General features: G+C 49.2%; 4 protein-coding genes. All 4 read right to left on the minus strand.

The features are described from left to right. Window positions 1–15,469, minus strand: a 15,469-nt coding sequence (locus V202x_RS11480; RefSeq protein WP_197993345.1) for a LamG-like jellyroll fold domain-containing protein, incomplete at its 3' end; no start/stop codon positions are given. 608 nt (window positions 15,470–16,077) lie between these two features. Next, on the minus strand, window positions 16,078–17,403 hold the full coding sequence (locus V202x_RS11485; RefSeq protein ID WP_197993346.1) for a PQQ-binding-like beta-propeller repeat protein: 1,326 nt from the start codon (window positions 17,401–17,403) through the stop codon (window positions 16,078–16,080). Window positions 17,404–17,518: 115 nt separating this feature from the next. Beyond that, window positions 17,519–18,271, minus strand: coding sequence for a DUF1080 domain-containing protein (locus V202x_RS11490; protein ID WP_232098948.1), 753 nt, complete (start codon window positions 18,269–18,271; stop codon window positions 17,519–17,521). A 236-nt stretch (window positions 18,272–18,507) separates the two neighbouring features. Further along, window positions 18,508–18,984 carry a GNAT family N-acetyltransferase gene (locus V202x_RS11495; RefSeq protein ID WP_145174556.1) on the minus strand — a complete coding sequence of 159 codons (477 nt, stop codon included), beginning with the start codon at window positions 18,982–18,984 and terminating at the stop codon, window positions 18,508–18,510. Between the last annotated feature and the right edge of the window lie 26 nt (window positions 18,985–19,010).

Below are 19,010 nucleotides of genomic sequence, written 5' to 3' on the forward strand. Positions count from 1 at the left end.
GTTCGGTAGCACCGAAGTTGATGCCCCCCTGATGACCGTCCATGATGATCGTCGGCGGGACCGGTGCATCGGTGATATCGCGTAGTTCGATTTCGGGTCCGGCAGAGACGCGTTCGATGCGGATCGCGTCGGCGGTGATGCGGCCATTGGCCAGATTGGTCAGCATCACGGTCAACGTCCGGCTGTTGATTGTAAATACACCCAGGTTTTCCCAGACCGTGCCATCGGCGGTAAAGTCATCTGGCTCGAGTTGCTGGTTGAGATCGATGGTTCCCAGATCGACGGCGGCGGTGCCGATGTCGGTGCGGGCGCCATCGAAGATCGTATACGGGGCATCCGTGGCCGCCTGTCCGATGACTGTTGGGTTGGTGGAAACGGGCCAGGTGACCGAAATTCGGTAGTCACCCGGTGTCAAACCATAGAATTCCCAGAAGGCCTGGGCAGGTCCGTTACCGATCGGCGATTCCTCACGTACCGAATGCACGTCGTTTTCAAAGCCGATGCCATTCGTAATGGCGGCGGTGCCACCCGGATGGAAGGGCCAGTCGCCGCCGAGTGAGAAGCCGAGGTCGCCGTTATCGACGATGAAGGCGGGTGTGTCTTCGAAGGGCCGTACGTTTTCAAAGTTCAGGTATTGTACGGTGCCCACCCCGTCGGCGGTCAGGGAGAAACCGGTGTCGATCACTTCCTGGCCTTTGGCGTCGAAGTCGAGCACATCAATGCCCCCGCGACCGTCAGCCGAACGCAGTACCGGAGGTCCGTCGATCGGGAAGTTACCATCCTGGGAGAGCGGATCGATGAAGATAATATCATTGAACTCACTGCCCACGATGTTTTCCATGAAGCTGGGGTTCGTGTCGGGCTGTTGTGGTTGAATCTGTCTGAGTTCGATGGTGTTGCCACCGAAGACATCCTGTGGAGTGTTGATGATATCGACATCGAAGAGAATGCCCTGGCTGGCGAAGCGGAAGTCGATCGTGTCGTTACCGTGGATATCGGTGATCACATCCTGGCTACCGCCAGTCCCCGGTTCCATCAGGAAGACATCGTTGCCCCCGTTTTCACTGCCGACGCCGTTGCCGCCGCCGTCCAGGTTGTCGCTGCCGAAGCCGTCACCGAGGATGTTATTGTCGTTGTCGCCGGTAATGTTGTCGTTGCCATCACCGCCAAACACGTTTTCGATACTGTTGTCGTCATCACCGCCACCAGTGCCTGCGACTAAGCCACCACCAATGTTGGTCGCGGTGCCAGCAAACAGGTCGACGGTGACGCCGGTTGTAAAGTCGCGGTAGTCCAGGCTGTCGTTGCCGAGCGCCCCGTCGAGCGTCCCGGTCAGACCAGCGCCATCACTCAGATCGAAGCGATCCTGCTGGTTACCACCGATCAGGTTTTCGAAGTCCGTGAAATCCATGAACTGCTCAGGTGGTGTGGCGATTGTATCACCGGCTGTGGTCGGACGACCGCTCATCAGATTGGGACGATCGGCAATCAGGAAGCCTTCGTCGGTACCGGTAATCCCCCAGTAGTTATTCAGGTCGGGACCTTCCAGAATATCGCTGCCAAAGGTGCCGAACAGATCGTCAATGTTGTCAAAGCCGAGGCCAGCCACACCGGTGCCCAGGATGCTGCCATTGTTTTCGCGGCCCTGGAAGCCGTCAATCGTGCCCAGACCTGAGAGCGCCACATGCACGGCGTTGTTGTAATTAGAGTAGTCGAGCAGGTCGAGATCGCCGCCCCCGTCGATGAAACCGCGAAGCACGCTACTGAACAGGAAGATAAAGTCGTCTTCCCCGGCATCCCCGTTCAGGCGGGTGTCGACGCCGACCGGCGTGCTGTTTTGGAGAAAGAAGTTATCATCGCCGTCAAAACCGTTGAGGACGACATTATTCAGATCTTCCTGTGTAGTCATATTGACAAAAATAAGGTCAGAGCCGCCGGTCCCTGTCACATTCAAGTTATCGATCTCCGCAAACGTCACATCGGGGCCCACCGCACTGGACAGCCCGTCCACAGTGGTCGAAGTGACTTCAAACGTGTCCCCCGTGGCATCACCGGAATCGATAATCGTCAGTGTGTCGTTGCCGCCTTCGCCATCCACGGTAATATCGGCGAAGATGTTGTTGACCGTGTTACTGGCGTCGAACAGTTGAATCTCGTCATCACCCAGACCAGCCAGGATGTTAATGTCGGTCACGCCCGCTGGTGTGGAACGGACGCGGATCGTGTCGTTGGCTGGATCCGGGGCGCCAAACACGTCGTCGGCATCCAGTTCAATCTGGGTGACAGTCGTTGCGGAGTCTAACGCGATCAGGTCGATCAGTTCTTCACCCGTACCGGAGACCACCTGCAGTCCCTGGAAGCCGCTGAAGACCATATTCGCGAAACCACCGTTGGCCGTGATCTGGGAAACACCATCTCCCGCGGCACCGTCATCGTCGATATTCACGATTGTGGTCAAGGGAGTCGATGAAGCATCGACCCGCAAGCCGCCGCCGGCTCCGTTAATGCCCACACCTTCCACAGCACCAAAGGAGAGACCCAAATCGATGTCGAGCCCTGCCGGTGTTGCTGCGACGATGTTACCACTGCCCAGACTGTCAATGTTGTCTGAGAAGTAAGCCGCGTTGTGCACGGTCGTGAAGTTGACGTTGATGGCATCAGTACCATCACCACCATCGTAGTGAATCGTGATGTCGTCGGCATCGTAGGTGGTCGGATTGAACTGATCTTCCAGCAACGTATCAGCGGCATTGTTCAAATGCGAACCGTTTGAGCCGGGAATCACAGGGGCGGCCACATCGAACAGAGGCAGACCACCCGGTGATTCGTTAATATTGAGTGTTTCGTTGTCGGTCGAACCAATGACGGTAAACGACAGAATGTCGGCCGCGGCAATAGAAGCGAAATTGCTGGCGTTGACGTCGATCAACAGGTTGGTGCCTGCGGCATCCAGTTGCACGTCAATCGTATCATCGGCCGCATTCTGGAAACCGGCGGCAAACATGTCCAGGACCAGGTGGAAAGGAGTCCCACCGCTGTTGACATTTTCGATGCTGGTGAAATCCACAGTCTGTTCGAGGTCCGGAGCAATAAATCCGAAGGAACCCGAGCCGGGAGTCGCCCCCAGTGTGAGGAAGGGTGCAGCAGCCAGACCGCTGAAGTCCATGTTGAGCACATCACCGGGTCCCGGCAATGTGGGATCGCCACCGTTCACAGTGATCGGTGAGTCTGCGGTCGGTAGAATGTTGAAGATGTCAGCGTCAGCGCCACCGTTGATCGTCGTCTGTGTGGCGTCGACATTGCCTAAGAGGTCCACAGTGGAACCGACGGGATCCGGGTCACCACCACTGGGATCAACGTTAATTTCGATTGTGGTGTTCGCGATCACTTCGCCACCCAGTGACAGCAGAAAATCATCGCCGGCATTCAGAACCACATTGGCCCCCGTGGATTCGACGGTCACGCCCGCATTGATCGTGAGGTCATCCCCGGGTCCTGCCGAATCACCGGCAGTCAAAGTGACTGCTCCGGCAGCGGTTACATCGCTGGCAATTGTCAACGGGCTGGCGGTCAAAATCGTTGCCTCTCCTGTATCGGCATTAATTCCCACTAGAGCAACTCCAACAAACACCGTGCCGATCTCCAATGCACCCGTATTACTGACTTCGATATTTCCACCAGGGGAAGACGCTACCAAGACACTGACCACAGTATCAATGTCATTGCCATCTCCAATCCCGGTCGCCGCACGCAGGGCAACCTCGTTACCAGTAATCAAAGCCGCTTCCCCAGCGGTATTATCGATGATAGAGCCACTCACAGACTGAACATTAATTAGAGCACCAATACTTCGTAGATTGGCGATCCTAGCATCTTCCGACGAAGTGACACTCAAAAAACCACCACGTGCATCAACAACTCCGCCTTCAGACTGGGTAAATGCACCATCACCAGAAGCATTGAGATTCGCCCTTATATTGAGCAGTGCAGCGGTAGTGGTATCAACGACAGTGCTTGCCCCTAGACTAATGTCATTGAAAGCCAAGAGATCAATGGCACCGCCATTAGATAGAACACTGGCATTCACATTCAGGTGATTCCCAGCAGTGACATTAACATTCGATGCGGCACCTGTAGATTGGACGTTCTGGTTAACATCGATGGTATTATTACTCAACAAGCGAATGTTTCCACCACCCAAAATACCGGAAAGACCATCTACAGTATCAACCGCAATGGTGTTGAAATCGAATATCTCAATAATACCAGTCGTGGTGCTGGCAGCTAGCGTATTGACATCCACATTAATATCATCAGAAAATAGACCTCCAATGCCGGTCGCAGCTCGGAGTGCTACGCGGTCTGCCGTTATACCCGTGAATTCTGATGCGTCATTATCAGTAAGACTTCCATTAGAACTTGTGAGTCGCACCTCATTTCCAGCAGCAGTAATCTCCGTCAGATCAATATCACCATCGGCAGTTAACTCAATATCACCAGTGCCTGAACTGATAATGATACCATCCATCATGGTGATGCCACCTAATGTGGATTCAATATCAATCAGGCCATTTGTGGAGTTGATGTTTTCATCGATTTGCAAGTCGTCGTCAGTCGTTAGTGCAATTCCTGTTACTGCCTGTAAGCCCTGCAATCCACTAATCCCTCCAATGGTTAATAGCGCACCGCTGTTATTGTCGAGATTAATAGCACCTCCTGCATCGGCTTCGAGATTCGCAACATCAATATCCACCGCGTCCCCGGCACCCCCTACGTCAACGGTGGCAGTTAAGATCGCTGTGGCTGCACTCAAGGCGTCGGCAGCACTTGATCCGCCATCGGTAATCGAACCACCGGAGGCATTGAGGTCTGCGTTACCAGTTGTGATCACATCTTGATCGAGTACCACGTTACCGATGTCTATAGTCAGGTCGCCTGAACCGAGGTCTGTCGCGTTGGTCTGGAAGGTCGCCGTGTCATCGGTGCCTCCGTTCACGGTCAGATCTGCATCGAAGGTACTGTCCAGCCCTTCGATATTCACGGCATCCACACCACTACCACCGAATGCTTCGGTATTGATCGTTACGGAATCCGTGGCATTCAAAAAAGCGACAACTTCACCGAAGTTATCGGAGTCAATTTGCGAGACACCATCGCCAACAACTCCATCATCGGAGAGCGTGATTGTCTCTGCGCCACCGAGGAAACTGAAAGTACGATTGGTGGCGACAATCGTATCGAGTACCGGTTCCAGACCGGTATAAGTAATCGTCGCTACGCCTTCACCATCAAAGAACATACTACCTGAGGCATTGTCCACAAAGCGATGTTCGACACTTGTGGCTACTCCGCCCAGAATTTCCAGGGTATCGCCAGCGCCATCTTCGCCACCAGTGCCTCCATTGAAGAAGAGACCATTTGTGGGGTTGAGTAAGCCGCCGGCAGGATTGGTAATCCTGAGGATGTCGTCCCCTTCAAGACCATTGAAAGTGAACGAGGTAATATTTGTCAGCAGAATGGGGCCTGTGACGACGGGACTTGGTCCTCCCACACCTGTTGTCAGCGTCATCGTTGCTTCGGTTTCACTGGTGAATACGATCTCAAGCAGGTCATCAGCATTGCTACCATTGATGACGATGTCACCAGCACCAAAGGGTGCTAAATCCTGAAACGCCCCGATGTGAGGGGTCGTTGTCGCGGGATCACCGGCAAACTCGGTTGACATGAAGGCGGCAGGGGAACCTAAGCCAATAGCAAAAATCTCTTCCAAAGAGGTCGTCGCAGGATTGAACGCGGGATCATGATCACGCGCATAAAGCGGATCAACACCGAGCTTGTTTGATGGGTCCAACACATGATTGGAATTGTTATCGTTATCAAAGAAAAGGTTATTAGTAATCGAGGCATCCAGAGGTGCGATGACTCCAAAGCCTCCAATGGGAGGAGCAGGGGGTTCAGCTTGAATATGCAAATCAATGCTGGTACCACTGTCGCCAGAAGCAATCAGCGTTCCGGGAGCATCATCCAAATCCCAATGTGCGACGAGCCGTGGATCACCGGCAAGATTTGCGACGCCATTGTTGCGAATGTCGTCACGGTCGGTCTGATTCAGCACGCCATCAAACCAGCCAATATCGTCCATGAGACCGGCAAAGAAGCGAGTTCCATCACCGGGGTCGCGTCCCACATTCATCAAGCCGCCGATGGTTTCCGTGAAATTGTTGATATCAAATCCGGCCAGATTTTCATCGAAGCCTGCCAGATAAGTCACTTCGGTACCATCCAGATAAATCCGCATTTCGCCGGTGTTTGCATCCCACGTGTATTGGACGTTGGTCCAAACGCCCTGAACACCTGCCGCACCGCCATCCTGAATCGTGAAATCGGCACCATCTTGAGCTCGTCCAAAGAATTGTCCACCGCCGTTATCACGATACTGGAATTCCAATCCGCCATCACCGGGGCCTTCAAAGAACTGATTTCGTTTTCCTGTATCAGCCATGTTGACCCAGAAGTTTAAGGTTCCCTGTTCGCCCACATCGAAGGCTGCATCCTGGAAGGTGGCGAAGTCATCAAGTCCGTCAAACTCAAGGGCACCACCAAACTGACCGCCCGTTGGTTGAAAGACAGGACCAAGTGGGCTGATGCCATTCGCCGATAAAAACATTTGGATGCCATTTTCATTGTCGACTGCAATATTGCCGGCAGCCTGATCGAAGTCCCAATGCGCGATGAGACGTGCATCTCCAGTTAAAGCGGCCACTCCATTCGTGCGAATGTTGTCACGGTCTGTTTGATTGAGTGCCGCATTAAACCAGCCGACGTCATCCATCAAACCATCGAAGTGCCGGTCGCCGCTGGCATCGCGTCCGACGGTGATTAATTGACTGACGGTACTGACGACGTTGACCCATTGCGTGAGGTCTGAATCGAACGTTGCACTGAGGTAGGCAACTTCGACACCGTCTATGTAGATGTGCATCTGGGGATTCCCGGGAGCATTGAAATCCCACGTATATTGCAGATTCTGCCAGACGTTTTCTGTACCGCCTGCGCTCCCATCTTGAATAGCAAAGTTATTCACGTTTCCAGAACGGCCAGGGCTTCCAAAGAATTGCCCTCCGCTGTTATCACGAAACTGGAATTCAAAACCAGCGCCATTCAAACCTTCAAAGAATTGATTTCGCTGGCTTTGATCATGCATATTGACCCAGAAGTTAAGCGTTCCCGCTGTGCCCACATCAAACAGTGCGCTCTGGAAAATACCAAAGTCATCCACTCCATCAAATTCCAGGGCGCCACCAAACTGGCCACCGGTTGTATTCCATAACGGATCGTTGCTGGGTTGTGGACCGTCGAACGTGAACCCACTAAAGATATTGTCTGAGATATCGACTGAGCCTGGAGCAAGTGAGATCGAAGGATCAAAGAAAATTCCCCCCGGCTGGCCAAAGTTGCCATCTCCATTTGTGACCGCAGAATCCTGCCAGTCAAATGTGTTGTGAAGAATATCGAGGCCAGCGGCTGTGAGACCAGGATTGGTAATCGTCACGGTATAGTTCCGGTCTCCCTCTTCCTGGAATGAACCGGCTTCTAAACCATTTCCAAAATAATTGAACGAAATTTCGCCACTATAAGCGCCGGATGACCCACCTGATCCTTGTGGACCAATCGAAATGGGTCCCCAGCGGAAGTGGTCGGCACGGAATTCATTCCGCGTGATCAGGAAATTCTCGCCCGCGCCACCATTCCCATCTCGAATCGCAGCGCGACCGAACTTGCCATCGAATATTGAATCAGAAACTTCCAGATTGTCCGCACCTATAAAGACAATGGCACTACGATAATTATCTTCGAACAGAAGATCTGTCAATGTCGTATTGTCAGCTGTCGTGACTACAACATAGCCCTGATAGTCGGTGGCTGGAGTATGAACTTCCCAACCCAACTGTGCGCCACTGATGGTGACATTGTCCGCCGAGATATTAATAGCTTCGTCAAAGTTACCAGTCGGATCGTCCATTTTAAGGATTTCAACAACATCTCTTCCTGCTCCCAGGATTGAGACCGACTCATTCACATCAAGTGTGCCTGCCGTAATATAGCTGCCTGCGGCAACATTAATCATGCCGCCATTACCTGCGATATCGATCGCATCTTGAATTTCTGCACCACCCGTTGACCCGAGTACATTCACCGTAGCGACATCACCGGCAACATTGGATGAAACAAGATCGCCATCCAGTTCCACTGTTGTCCCATTAAAGGTAATTCCGGACGCGGTAATCGTGACACCATTACCAACGTTAATCAGATCTGAGTCGAACTCAACAGTATTGCCAGTGTCGAATGATATGGCTGAATTAACATTGATTGTATCATTATCAGCATCACCATTGATGGTTAGTGAAGCTGAGAAATTGGCGTCTAATGAATTGACATCGACAATGTCATTACCGGCCCCAGCGTTAATGGTAAATGTTGCTGTGGGATTGAGGAATGTGACAGACTCGCCGAATGTCGAATCGATGAATGTTTGTCCGGCAACACCAGCGTCGGACAATGTAATCACATCATCTGCACCTGAATAACTGAAAATACGGTCGGGGGTGGCAACCAGATCAATCACCGGCTCCAGGCCCGTATAGGTAATCGTCCCTATTACTTCACCATTAAACAGCACGCTACCAGAGGCATCGTCGACAAAACGATGTTCGACTGAAGTGGCTGTGCCTCCCAGAATCTCAAGTGTATCACCAGCGCCATCTTCACCACCGGTCCCACCATTAAAGAAGACGCCATTGATCGGATCAAACACACCACCTGCAGGATTGACAATTCGCAGTGTGTCATCACCTTCCAGACCATCAAACGTTAAGTCAGTAATGTTAGAAAAATTGATCACCGCACCGGCGACTCCATCGGTGATGACTTGATAGGTGCCGGAATTAGCGTTGGTAGCAGTGATAATGAGTAAATCATCACCGCTCGTTCCCGTTACTACGAGAGGACCAGGTATCGATAAATTTTCAAATTCATCAAACACCACATCTGCAAATCCACCCGTGGAACTGATTGTACCACCATCAAGACCGGCAGGAGTATTGGCTGCCGTTTCTCCTACCGGAGTGATATAGGTCAAAACATCACCGGTAGCGATTGTGGGATCACCACCATTGAGATCGATGAGAGTTGTAGAGTGGGGGAGTACGGTGACTGTGTCGTCGCCGGCATCAAAATCGATATCGAGGGTGCCGATGTTATCGGTCTCGATAATATCTTGAACAACCCCTCCGCGAGTGTGCTGGAGAAAACCTTCGCCTCCCAAGGCTGGTGTATTAATATCAAAATGATCAATTACATTACCTGTCGTAGCAACGATATTCAATATCGATGCACCACTCACAAAGCTGTTCAAGGCATTGGCTGTGAGTGATACGTCTGTCAGTGTTACATCTCCAGCAACATCGATCAGGCTGAGGCCTTCCTCTTCGTTTCCGCTGATGGTCACAGCGTCTGTAGAACCATCGATGACGACCGATCCGTCAACACCTTCCACATACACACCAGCGGTTTGATGTGTTGTACCCGGGTTGGTACTACGAGCAGTGAGGCCATTGATTATCAGATCGCCGCCAATAGCAACAGATTCTAAGAATGGGACAGCAGTAAAGCCATCTCCAAAGTCCCCATCATCGGCATTATTATCTTCCAAGATGGTACGGGTCAGGTCGACGTTACCAAGAATATCAAACAGATGAATCCCGGCATCTTCATTCGCCTGGTAAGTACCGTCTGTATCAGAAAAAGAATCGACAAAAGTCACTTCGATTCCTGCATGCAGATTGGCACTGGAAGTCACATTGGTCAGTGCAACATCGAATGCATCTTCGATTTCGATTCCATTTTCATGATTACCACCGAAGGATCCGCCATTGATGTCAACATTACCGAATATTTCAAATAGCTGTAATCCGTCGCCCCCATTATTTTCGACAGTCACATTGGAGAATGTTGCTGAGCCATCAACAAAGTCAATGTGAATACCATCCTCAGCATTATTGGAATAAGTTCCATTGGTGAATGTGACTACGCTTGCCGGACTTGTAAACGCTTCTACAAGCACACCAAATTCGTCGTGGCCTTCGATTGTCACAGATTGAACGATATCCGTTGAATCCTGGAACGTGATGTCGCCTGAGATTCCATCGATGAAAACCCCGTCTGTTTGAGACGCAGCCGTTCCTGCGCCATCGGTGTCTCGGATTGTCACACCTTCCGCGATAAAGTTTCCATCGATGGTTCCACCAGAGAAACCGGCCCCTGGCCCGAAGTCATCAGCATTATTGTCTTCTAACGTCGTACGATTGAGCCTCACATCACCGGTTATATTAAAGACTGTAAAACCATCATTCGTGTTTCCGGAATAGTTTCCGTTCGTATCAGTTATTGATCCTGAAAAAGCGATGACTACCCCAGCACCACCTAAACCAGTTAGGCCAAATGGATCAGTTCCATTATTGATAGATGTCACATTTGTCAGATTGGTATCCCCGGCAACACCGAATAAAGCAATGCCGTCAAAGGCATGCCCTTCCACCAGAACAGATTGAACGACGCCCGTTGAGTCCTGGAACGTCGCATTGCCACCGACTCCGCCTACGAAAAAGGCGGCTAACTGGTCCGCAGCGCTTCCCGCTCCATCAGAGTCACGTGCTACCACTCCTTCCACAAGCAGGTCACCACCGATCGAATTGAAATTGAGGTTGGCAAGTGCCGTAAAGCCTTCTCCTTGTGGATCTCCATCAGCGTTATTGTCTTCCAATAATGTACGAGTTAGTGTGACATTGTTAGTAATGTCTTCTACCAGTATTCCACCGTTGTTGTTGCTTTGATATGTACCATCAATGTCGGTGAAGTTATTGACGTTACTTGCCACCACTCCGATATCGTTGAAAGTCGAGGTTACGTTGGTTAAGAGGACATCCCCTGTCAGACCTAATAGTAATATTCCAACTCCAGTTGTACCGGTCACCGTGAGGTTTTCAATGGTCGCGGAGGTTGCCGCAGCGGAAACCGTAATCCCATCACCTGCTGGAGGTGTGATGGTGACATCGCCGTCAACTCCTGAAGTACCGCGAAGGGTAATGTCTTTCGTGATCGTCACGTTTTCGACATACGTTCCTGCATCTGCCGTCTGATCGGTAATATGAACCGTTCCACCGACAGCGACGGCATCGACGCCTTCCTGAATCGTGTCAAAGGCGTTGACTCCAATAATCGCATGTTGATTACCAACCGTATTGGGATCTGCGTCGACGATGACGGTTCCATCAGGGCCAGTAAAGTCATCATTGACAAAAACTTCAGATTCGGAGAGCAATACGAGCACGACATCGTTGCCGTCGCCCCCATTATAGAAAATATTCCAGGTTTCCCCGTTAAAGGCAACATCGCTACCGTTTGCCAATCCTGCAAATTCACCTACAACGGCATCTGAGCCGTCATTATTAATAAAGATAATCGTGTCACCAGAAGTTCCTGGACCTGCCAGTCCATCGATGAGATTTAAAGTCGCCCCAGCACCAATTGTGACCGTTCCAGTGACGTCGATCTGATCATGCTCAGTTCCAGGAGTGGTGCCATTGATTTCAATATCCAGATTTCCGGGAGGAAGGGTATTCGTGTTAATCGTAATGGGAGCATAAAAGAGATCTTCGTTACTGCCATTCGATACGCTGTCACCATTGATCATCAATACGCCAGTAATCGTATTGCCGACGATTTGCACAGCCCCAATTGTCATTTCATCCAGGCTTGTCAAACCGGCTGACGTCAAAGCGCTATCGGAGACAGAGATAAAGTTATCGATCTGACTGGTGATTCCCAGACCAGAGGCATCGACGATTAATGCACCGATGGCACCCAAAGTCGATTCTGAACCTTCACCATCGACATACAGATAGAGTGTTTGCCCGGAGGAGAGGCCAATGGCATCGCCACTGGGAGACTGATTCTGGAAATCACCCGTTCCACCATCAATGAGTGCTCCGATATTCGTAAGTGGTCCATTGGAGCCGGCTGCCGTTGTCCACAAGACAATATCGCCGAAATTGTTCTGAGCATATATACGGCGTTCGCCATTGAGTTCAATAATTCCTCCACCACCGGTCGTTCCCGAGTCGGAACCGATTCCCGGAGTCGAGAAGGGATAGGTAATTAAGGTTTCATTGATCCATGTCTGGCCGCCATCGTTACTGATGGCATGAAACTGTCCCGTTGCACTCGGAGATCCGGGATGGAAATATCCTTCCAATACACCTCCACCGAGATTCAATATGCTGGCATGGTCACCGGAAGTCAGACCTGTGGGGTTGGTAATTGCTCCCAAGACTAAATTTGTTCCGTTCCAGGTATAAGTTGCCCGACGCAATTCTCCTGTGGAGCCTCTCCAGAAGAGAATATTTTCACCCTGAACCGACTCAACATAACGCAGATCTTCGCCCGGACCGACGTCGAGTTGCGTAAAGCTGCCGAGATTGATGTTGTTTAATTCAAATGTCTCACCGAGAATATTCAAACCGTTTGAGAGAATGATGCCCGGACTGAAACCAGGAGCAAGCGTGGCCCCTTCCGTCACTGTCAGCGTTCCTTGAATATCGGGAGTTCCGCTGAGAGAAATCCCACGACCGACGGTGACATCTCCGTTATAAGTTCCCGCCTGAATTTCTATGGAACCGAAATCATCCACCACATCGATTGCATTTTGAATTCGGGAACCAATCGCTGGTTCAACTCCCAAGGCGTGCACGAGTAGACTGGATGTGTCTGGCTGGAAGCCAGGAGTCGCGCCATCAGTGTCTGCACCACTGGTTAAAATGGTCGAGAAGTCGATTTCACCATTCGTTGCCCCTAAGCCATCGACCACACCCACAATACCCGCAGCGATTACAGTATGATCAGTCGTGCCCCACCAGTTTCGTGCGGCATCAAGTGTTGCCTGCGTATCCTGACGGAAGAAAATCAGGGCTTCGTTATTCACGATGCTGTTATCGCGCACAACCACATTCGTGGGAAAATCGGAACCTTTGCCGATTCGAATCGCATAATTTATTTGACCAGCAGCTACCGATGCCAGATTATCATGAATCGAATTATTTGTGATCTGGATATTATCTACATTTTCACTCACATAGATGACACCATTTTGACTTGAGCTTCCACTGACATCGTTCCCACTGATGACGACGTTGGAACGCTCCGCATTAATCGCATCTTGCAATGAATCGATCACCACATTATTAATAATGTAGCTTGTGGTGGTATCTGCTCCAATATCATCAACAACTTTGATCCCGTCATTGAGATTCAGATGACCTAAATCGAGATAATTTCCCTCAATGGTAATTGCTTCGGAGTCGTAGACATAAATGGCTCCGTTCGTGCTACGAATGTTATTCAATTCGTTGAAGCTGATATTCCCATTCGATGATTCAGCAAAATTGGCACCATCGCCGGTGGTATCAAAAATATAATTGTACTGGATCGAAGAGTTACTGGTTTGGGCCAGTTGAACTCCCTCATCACCAGAAGAGTTATGAATGATATTGTATTGAACGATTGCCTGACTCACACCATTACTGCTGCGAATGAGATCACCGGTTCCGTTGGTAATGACAAGTCCATCGAGAGTAACATTGTCGGCATCAATTAAGAAGATGCGACTTAGTGCGCCGCCTCCATCAATAATGGCTTCAGTAGTTGCATCGGTGTGGTCTCGTAATGAACCACTTCCTGGGCGGGGATCGACGCCCGCTTGAGGTCCTTGAATGGTAACGGATTTAGAAACGGTAATAGTCGATGCTGGATTGTAGGTACCCGCTGCAATGTGGATTATCCCACCATCGGCAACACCGTCAATGGCTTCCTGAATCGTCGCAAAGGCATCAAAACCAAAGTCGGTGGCTGGCCCTCCTGGACCATCGGGATCTTGACCTGGTACTGGATTACTAAAGTTATCATCAACGTATACTATCGAAGGTAAGGTCGGACCAAATGCGTAGGCTGCACCACTTTCTACAAGCCCTGTTGCTCCTCCATAATCATGGATATTACCGAAAGCTCCCACAACAATTGTTTCCCCACTAATGTAAACATCAGCAGCAAAAGAATCGTTAGCTTGTGCAGCAGGATCAGAAATTTTCTGCTCGGTTGCAGATACCCATCCATTGGAACCATCATAGATATAGATGGCCCCGTCATCATTATCTGCCAGGGTTGCACCTACTACAATTAGATCTCCACTAATCGAAGCAGAGGCTCCGAAACGATCACCCGCTGTCGCATCAGAGGCCGTTAAACGTCGTACCTGAGTCGGTGTTGCCCAACCGGCCGAACCATCATAGACATAAGCTGCTCCACCACCGGATTCAAGCCAGGCACCAATGACTGCAAAGTCCCCATCAATATCAACTGAGAAACCAAATTGGCCATTATTGGCTGAGGTAAGTTTGACTGCTTCATCCCAGGTATCGTCGGAAATATCACCAACCAAAGTTTGATCATTCCGTTCGAAGATGTAAACAGCGCCACTATTACCGGCAAGAGTATCGTCTAGAGGTGTCCCAACAATGATTGTATCACCGCTAATTGAAGCAGATGTCCCAAAATTGGCAAATGGAACCGCATCGGAAGCCGTTATCGCCGAAACAAAAACAGTATTCCATCCATCATTCGTATCAAAAACGTAAACGGAACCGCTGGCATCCCCACCTATATCATCAAATCTTGCCGTCACAATGGCTGTACTTCCACTGATGGCAACATGGGTCCCGAAGCTATCGTTTTCATCACCTAAGTCACCAGTCAGACTTAATGGCCTGGAAAGACTTGTTGTATGGACCCAAATATCATCGGTGAGGTTTGCAGGAGTTGCACTGGGATCAGTTCGCGTATAGATATAGGCAGAACCGAATGAATCGCCTTCTTCTGCAAAGCTAGCACTGATGATCAATGTATCTCCATCAATGTCAACCGAATTACCAAAATGGTTATTATTGGGATCTACCGGATTTGGAGAAAGAATGGTTGAATGGAAATCCCAAGTGTCATCAGCCTCGCTTCCAGGTGTTCCAGCATCATTTCGGCTATAGAGATAAACGGCTCCCGCATTAGAACCATTGACATTATTATCAAATTGCGCTCCTATCAGCATCCAATCGCCATCAACGGCAACTGAATTACCAGCAAAATCACCGTCTTCAGGAGTTACTGCTGGATCAGGAAGTAACTTGCTTTGTAATGAAAATGTAGTCAACAGCGTACGATCTTCCAAAACTTCTGTCGTGGAGATTTGATTGTTGACTGCAGCTTGCCATCGTCTGCGGATTGCACGACGGTCACGTGAGCGGAAAGTGGGGCGTTTCTTGATACGTGAGGTGAGCGCATTGAGCCAGTTCGTAAGCAGCATCCTGTCAATCCTTCGCTAGAAAATCAAAGACTCTTGAGGTAGGAAATTTGTTGATAACGATAGCGGCCCGCAGATAAGGAAATGCAAAAAACAGCAAATACCTCATCATGTAAAAATATAAAAATGGATGAATATGACACAATAACTGAGGTTAAATCCCTCAGTGCATAATTCACCCACTGTTACTTTAGTCACTAAAATTACCTAACTGACAACCTTATTTCCACTAAAAACAGATGCACATTCTTCCTTTTTTAACAATTTTACCGAATCGGTTTTTTCGAACACTATGCATGTTTATTTTGTATACATCCCAATCTCGCATCAAAGAATTAAAATTCCCTTATGCATTTCAGAGGTATTGTTTATGCCTTGCTGTAGCAATTGGCATGCAGAATTCAGCATAGAATCATGGAATATTGAAATGTACATATGAAATAGACTATAAAGTTGAATTTCATGGTAGAACTGCAAGACAAGCATTAGGAATTTCATTAATGCAGACTGGAAGCGCGTCCTGTTTTCCGCCAGGAAGTGATCGCTTCGAGGGCGAATAACAACCCGATGATAAAGAGAAAGAAGCGTTTCTTACCTCTTTCGATTTTGGATTAGTCAGCTGGTACTGGTTCCTGCGATCCGATGCAGACAAGTTCTTCCTGCCGTTTACCGTCTGACTGTTTTCCGATTCTCAGAAAGAGCTGACCATCAGCAACTGCTGGACTGGCGTAGCAATCATCGCCAAGCTTATTAATGGCGACTTCTTGATAACCATCGGCGTTCGCTTCGAAAACAAACGTATCGCCTAAAAGATTGGAGACATAGATCAATCCATTGCAGAGAATCGGCGAAGCACTGAAGGAACCGCGCATTCGGTTTTTCCAAAGCACATCGCCCGTCTCGATGGACCAGCAGTAGGCAATTCCATCATCTGTAATACCATAAAGCTGACTGTCATCCACCAGCATCGATGGTTCATAGATCTTCGTTTTATCAGACCAGAGCAGTTTACCCTCAGCGGACAAACAGACGGTCTCACGCTTGGGGTAACCGCCACTGGCAAAAATTCGATCCTTCGTCGTGACAATCGTTCCACAAGTCGCTTCAGCCAGACAGGGAGTACTCCAATTAAGTTTTCCCGTTGAAGGATCGTAGCTGGCGACCTGGTCACAACCGCTGATCAGTAATTGATCGCGTCCGCCGACATTTGCAACTACAGGACTGGAATAAGTACTGATTGCAGGGCGAGCGATGCGCCAGGCAATCTTTCCTGATTTCCGATCCAAGGCAACAATGTAGCCACCACCGCGATTATCCGCGGCAATAATCACGAATGACTTATAAAGCAGTGGTGAAGGGGCATAGCCAAATTTGGAATTGAAGGCTCCCAATTCTTGCTGCCAAAGTTGCTTTCCCTCTAAATCGAGAGCCGTTGCAATAATCTTACCGGAATTGAAAAAGACGGCATATATACGGTCGCCATCACATAAAACGGTTCCATTCGCATTGGTTCCCTTTTTGTGTAATTCCCTCGGTGAAGGAAAACCACCTTCATGAACCACAGACTCCCAGCGAACCGTTCCATCGTCACGATTCAAGGCCATGACCATCTGCTGCTGACTTTGGTCATCAGCGGTTGCCAGTAAAACCAGGTCATCCACGACAACAGGAGAACTATGCCCCCGACCGGGAATGTCTGTTCTCCAGATAATATTCGTTGTCCCATTCCATTGAGTCGGCAATTCTTGATCCGGAGCGATGCCATTCTGCTGAGGTCCACGCCAGCCCGGCCATGCAGTGGAAAGATCAGGTACATCACTTTCATCCAGAGCAATGCCACTTGATTTTACTGATACTTCTTCCACAGGAGTCGTTTTCGTACAACCGGCAAGGAGCAACATCCCAACTAGAAACAGTCGATTACCATATCGCATCATGTAGAGCATCCTCCTTGAACAGCCCTGCCTGGAATGTTGAACCATCTGTAACACCAGTAATAATATTCGGCCTCACGCTTAGAACGAGTGCTAATTCTAAGGCGCTGCTTAATTTCTATTTTAATTGCTTCAGAAACACATTACGGAAACGAATTTCGCCACCATGTGTCTGTAATTGTATGGGGCCAGTCGCATAGATGGGAGTATCTTTTTCGTAATAGTTATCCATTTTCTTATTATCTACGACCAATTTATCGTTCAAATAGACGGTGACCTTTTCCCCTTTCATGATAATTCGCAGATGGTTCCATTCGCCAAATGGCTTGTCAGCATGGACGAGCGGGTATTTACCTTCACCTTTGTTATTGTATAACCCACCTGAACCCAAGTTGGCTTTACGATCCCATTTGCCTCCTTCTTTAGTCGTATCCCAAATTTGGACCTGTGGAACACCGCGAAGATAGATACCGCTATCCGCTTTCGCAACTGTTTTATAGTCAAGTAATAGCTCAAAATCACCATAATCCTCGGCTGTGGTCAGATAGACGCCATGCCCATCATTTACCAACTCTCCCTTTTCTACTGTCCAATGCTTTAAAACATCTTCCCAGTTCTTTTTCAGCAACTCTTCACGCTCCGCAGCAGGCAACTTCTCGACGGCAAGTGGACTTTTCCCTTTGACTTTGTGAAAGTTCATCCCAATCCAGCCGGACAAGTCTTTCCCGTTAAACAAAGCCACAAATCCTTCAGGCGGAACATTTTGTTTTTTGGGATCTTGTTTTTCACCTGCGGTTAAGGTGGATACACACAGTAACATCAATCCCAAACCAGAGCAGAGACTTTTTTTCAGAGAAAGTGGCGTATTCATAACTCATTCCTGTTGTTGTATGTCAAAAGAAACTCTTACTTGTAAGCGGAAACGGTAAACGTCTTAATCACTGTAATTTCAGCATACCCGAATTACAATGTGTTATTAAGAAAGTGGGGTAAAATTCTTGATTCCCAACTCGAAACAGAAAAATAGAGCAGGGTGATGAGTGGTGTGAACCAATGGTTGATTTCACATTCCCAATAGTTCCGTTTGAGCAAGAATATCATGGCACACTATATTTTCGTAGCCAATACCTTACGGAAGATCACTTTGTCCCTGCCTTCAGCGTAAAAATCGCGAATGCGGGCTTCCTCTCCAAAACCTTGTTTTCGATAGAATTCCCGCACGTATTCAAAATCGGGTGTCCCCGACGTTTCAACCAGCAAAATTCGAGCTGCACGAGCTGTCAAAGTTTGTTCCACATAGTGTATCAATTTTTCGCCACGACCTTGTTTCTGGTGACTCGGATGGACGGCTATTAATAAGAGATTCCATGTCCCTTCGGTCATGCGTTCTGGTTCACAGTAGGCAACTCCCACCAACCCGGTGTCGTCGTCGGTAATCCATAACGGCCGTTGATCCCCAGCACTGGTCAACGATTCGACCAACATCTGTCGCAAATCTTCTAACTCATGAGGTGAGAAAAGGCCTACCTCTTCAGCCAAATGAATCAGTGGATCTGTATCTTCAGGTGTGACAGTTCGGATCATTTTTTATATGGTTTCGAATTTCAGAA

Source organism: Gimesia aquarii, from assembly GCF_007748175.1.
GTDB classification, from domain to species: Bacteria; Planctomycetota; Planctomycetia; order Planctomycetales; family Planctomycetaceae; genus Gimesia; species Gimesia aquarii_A.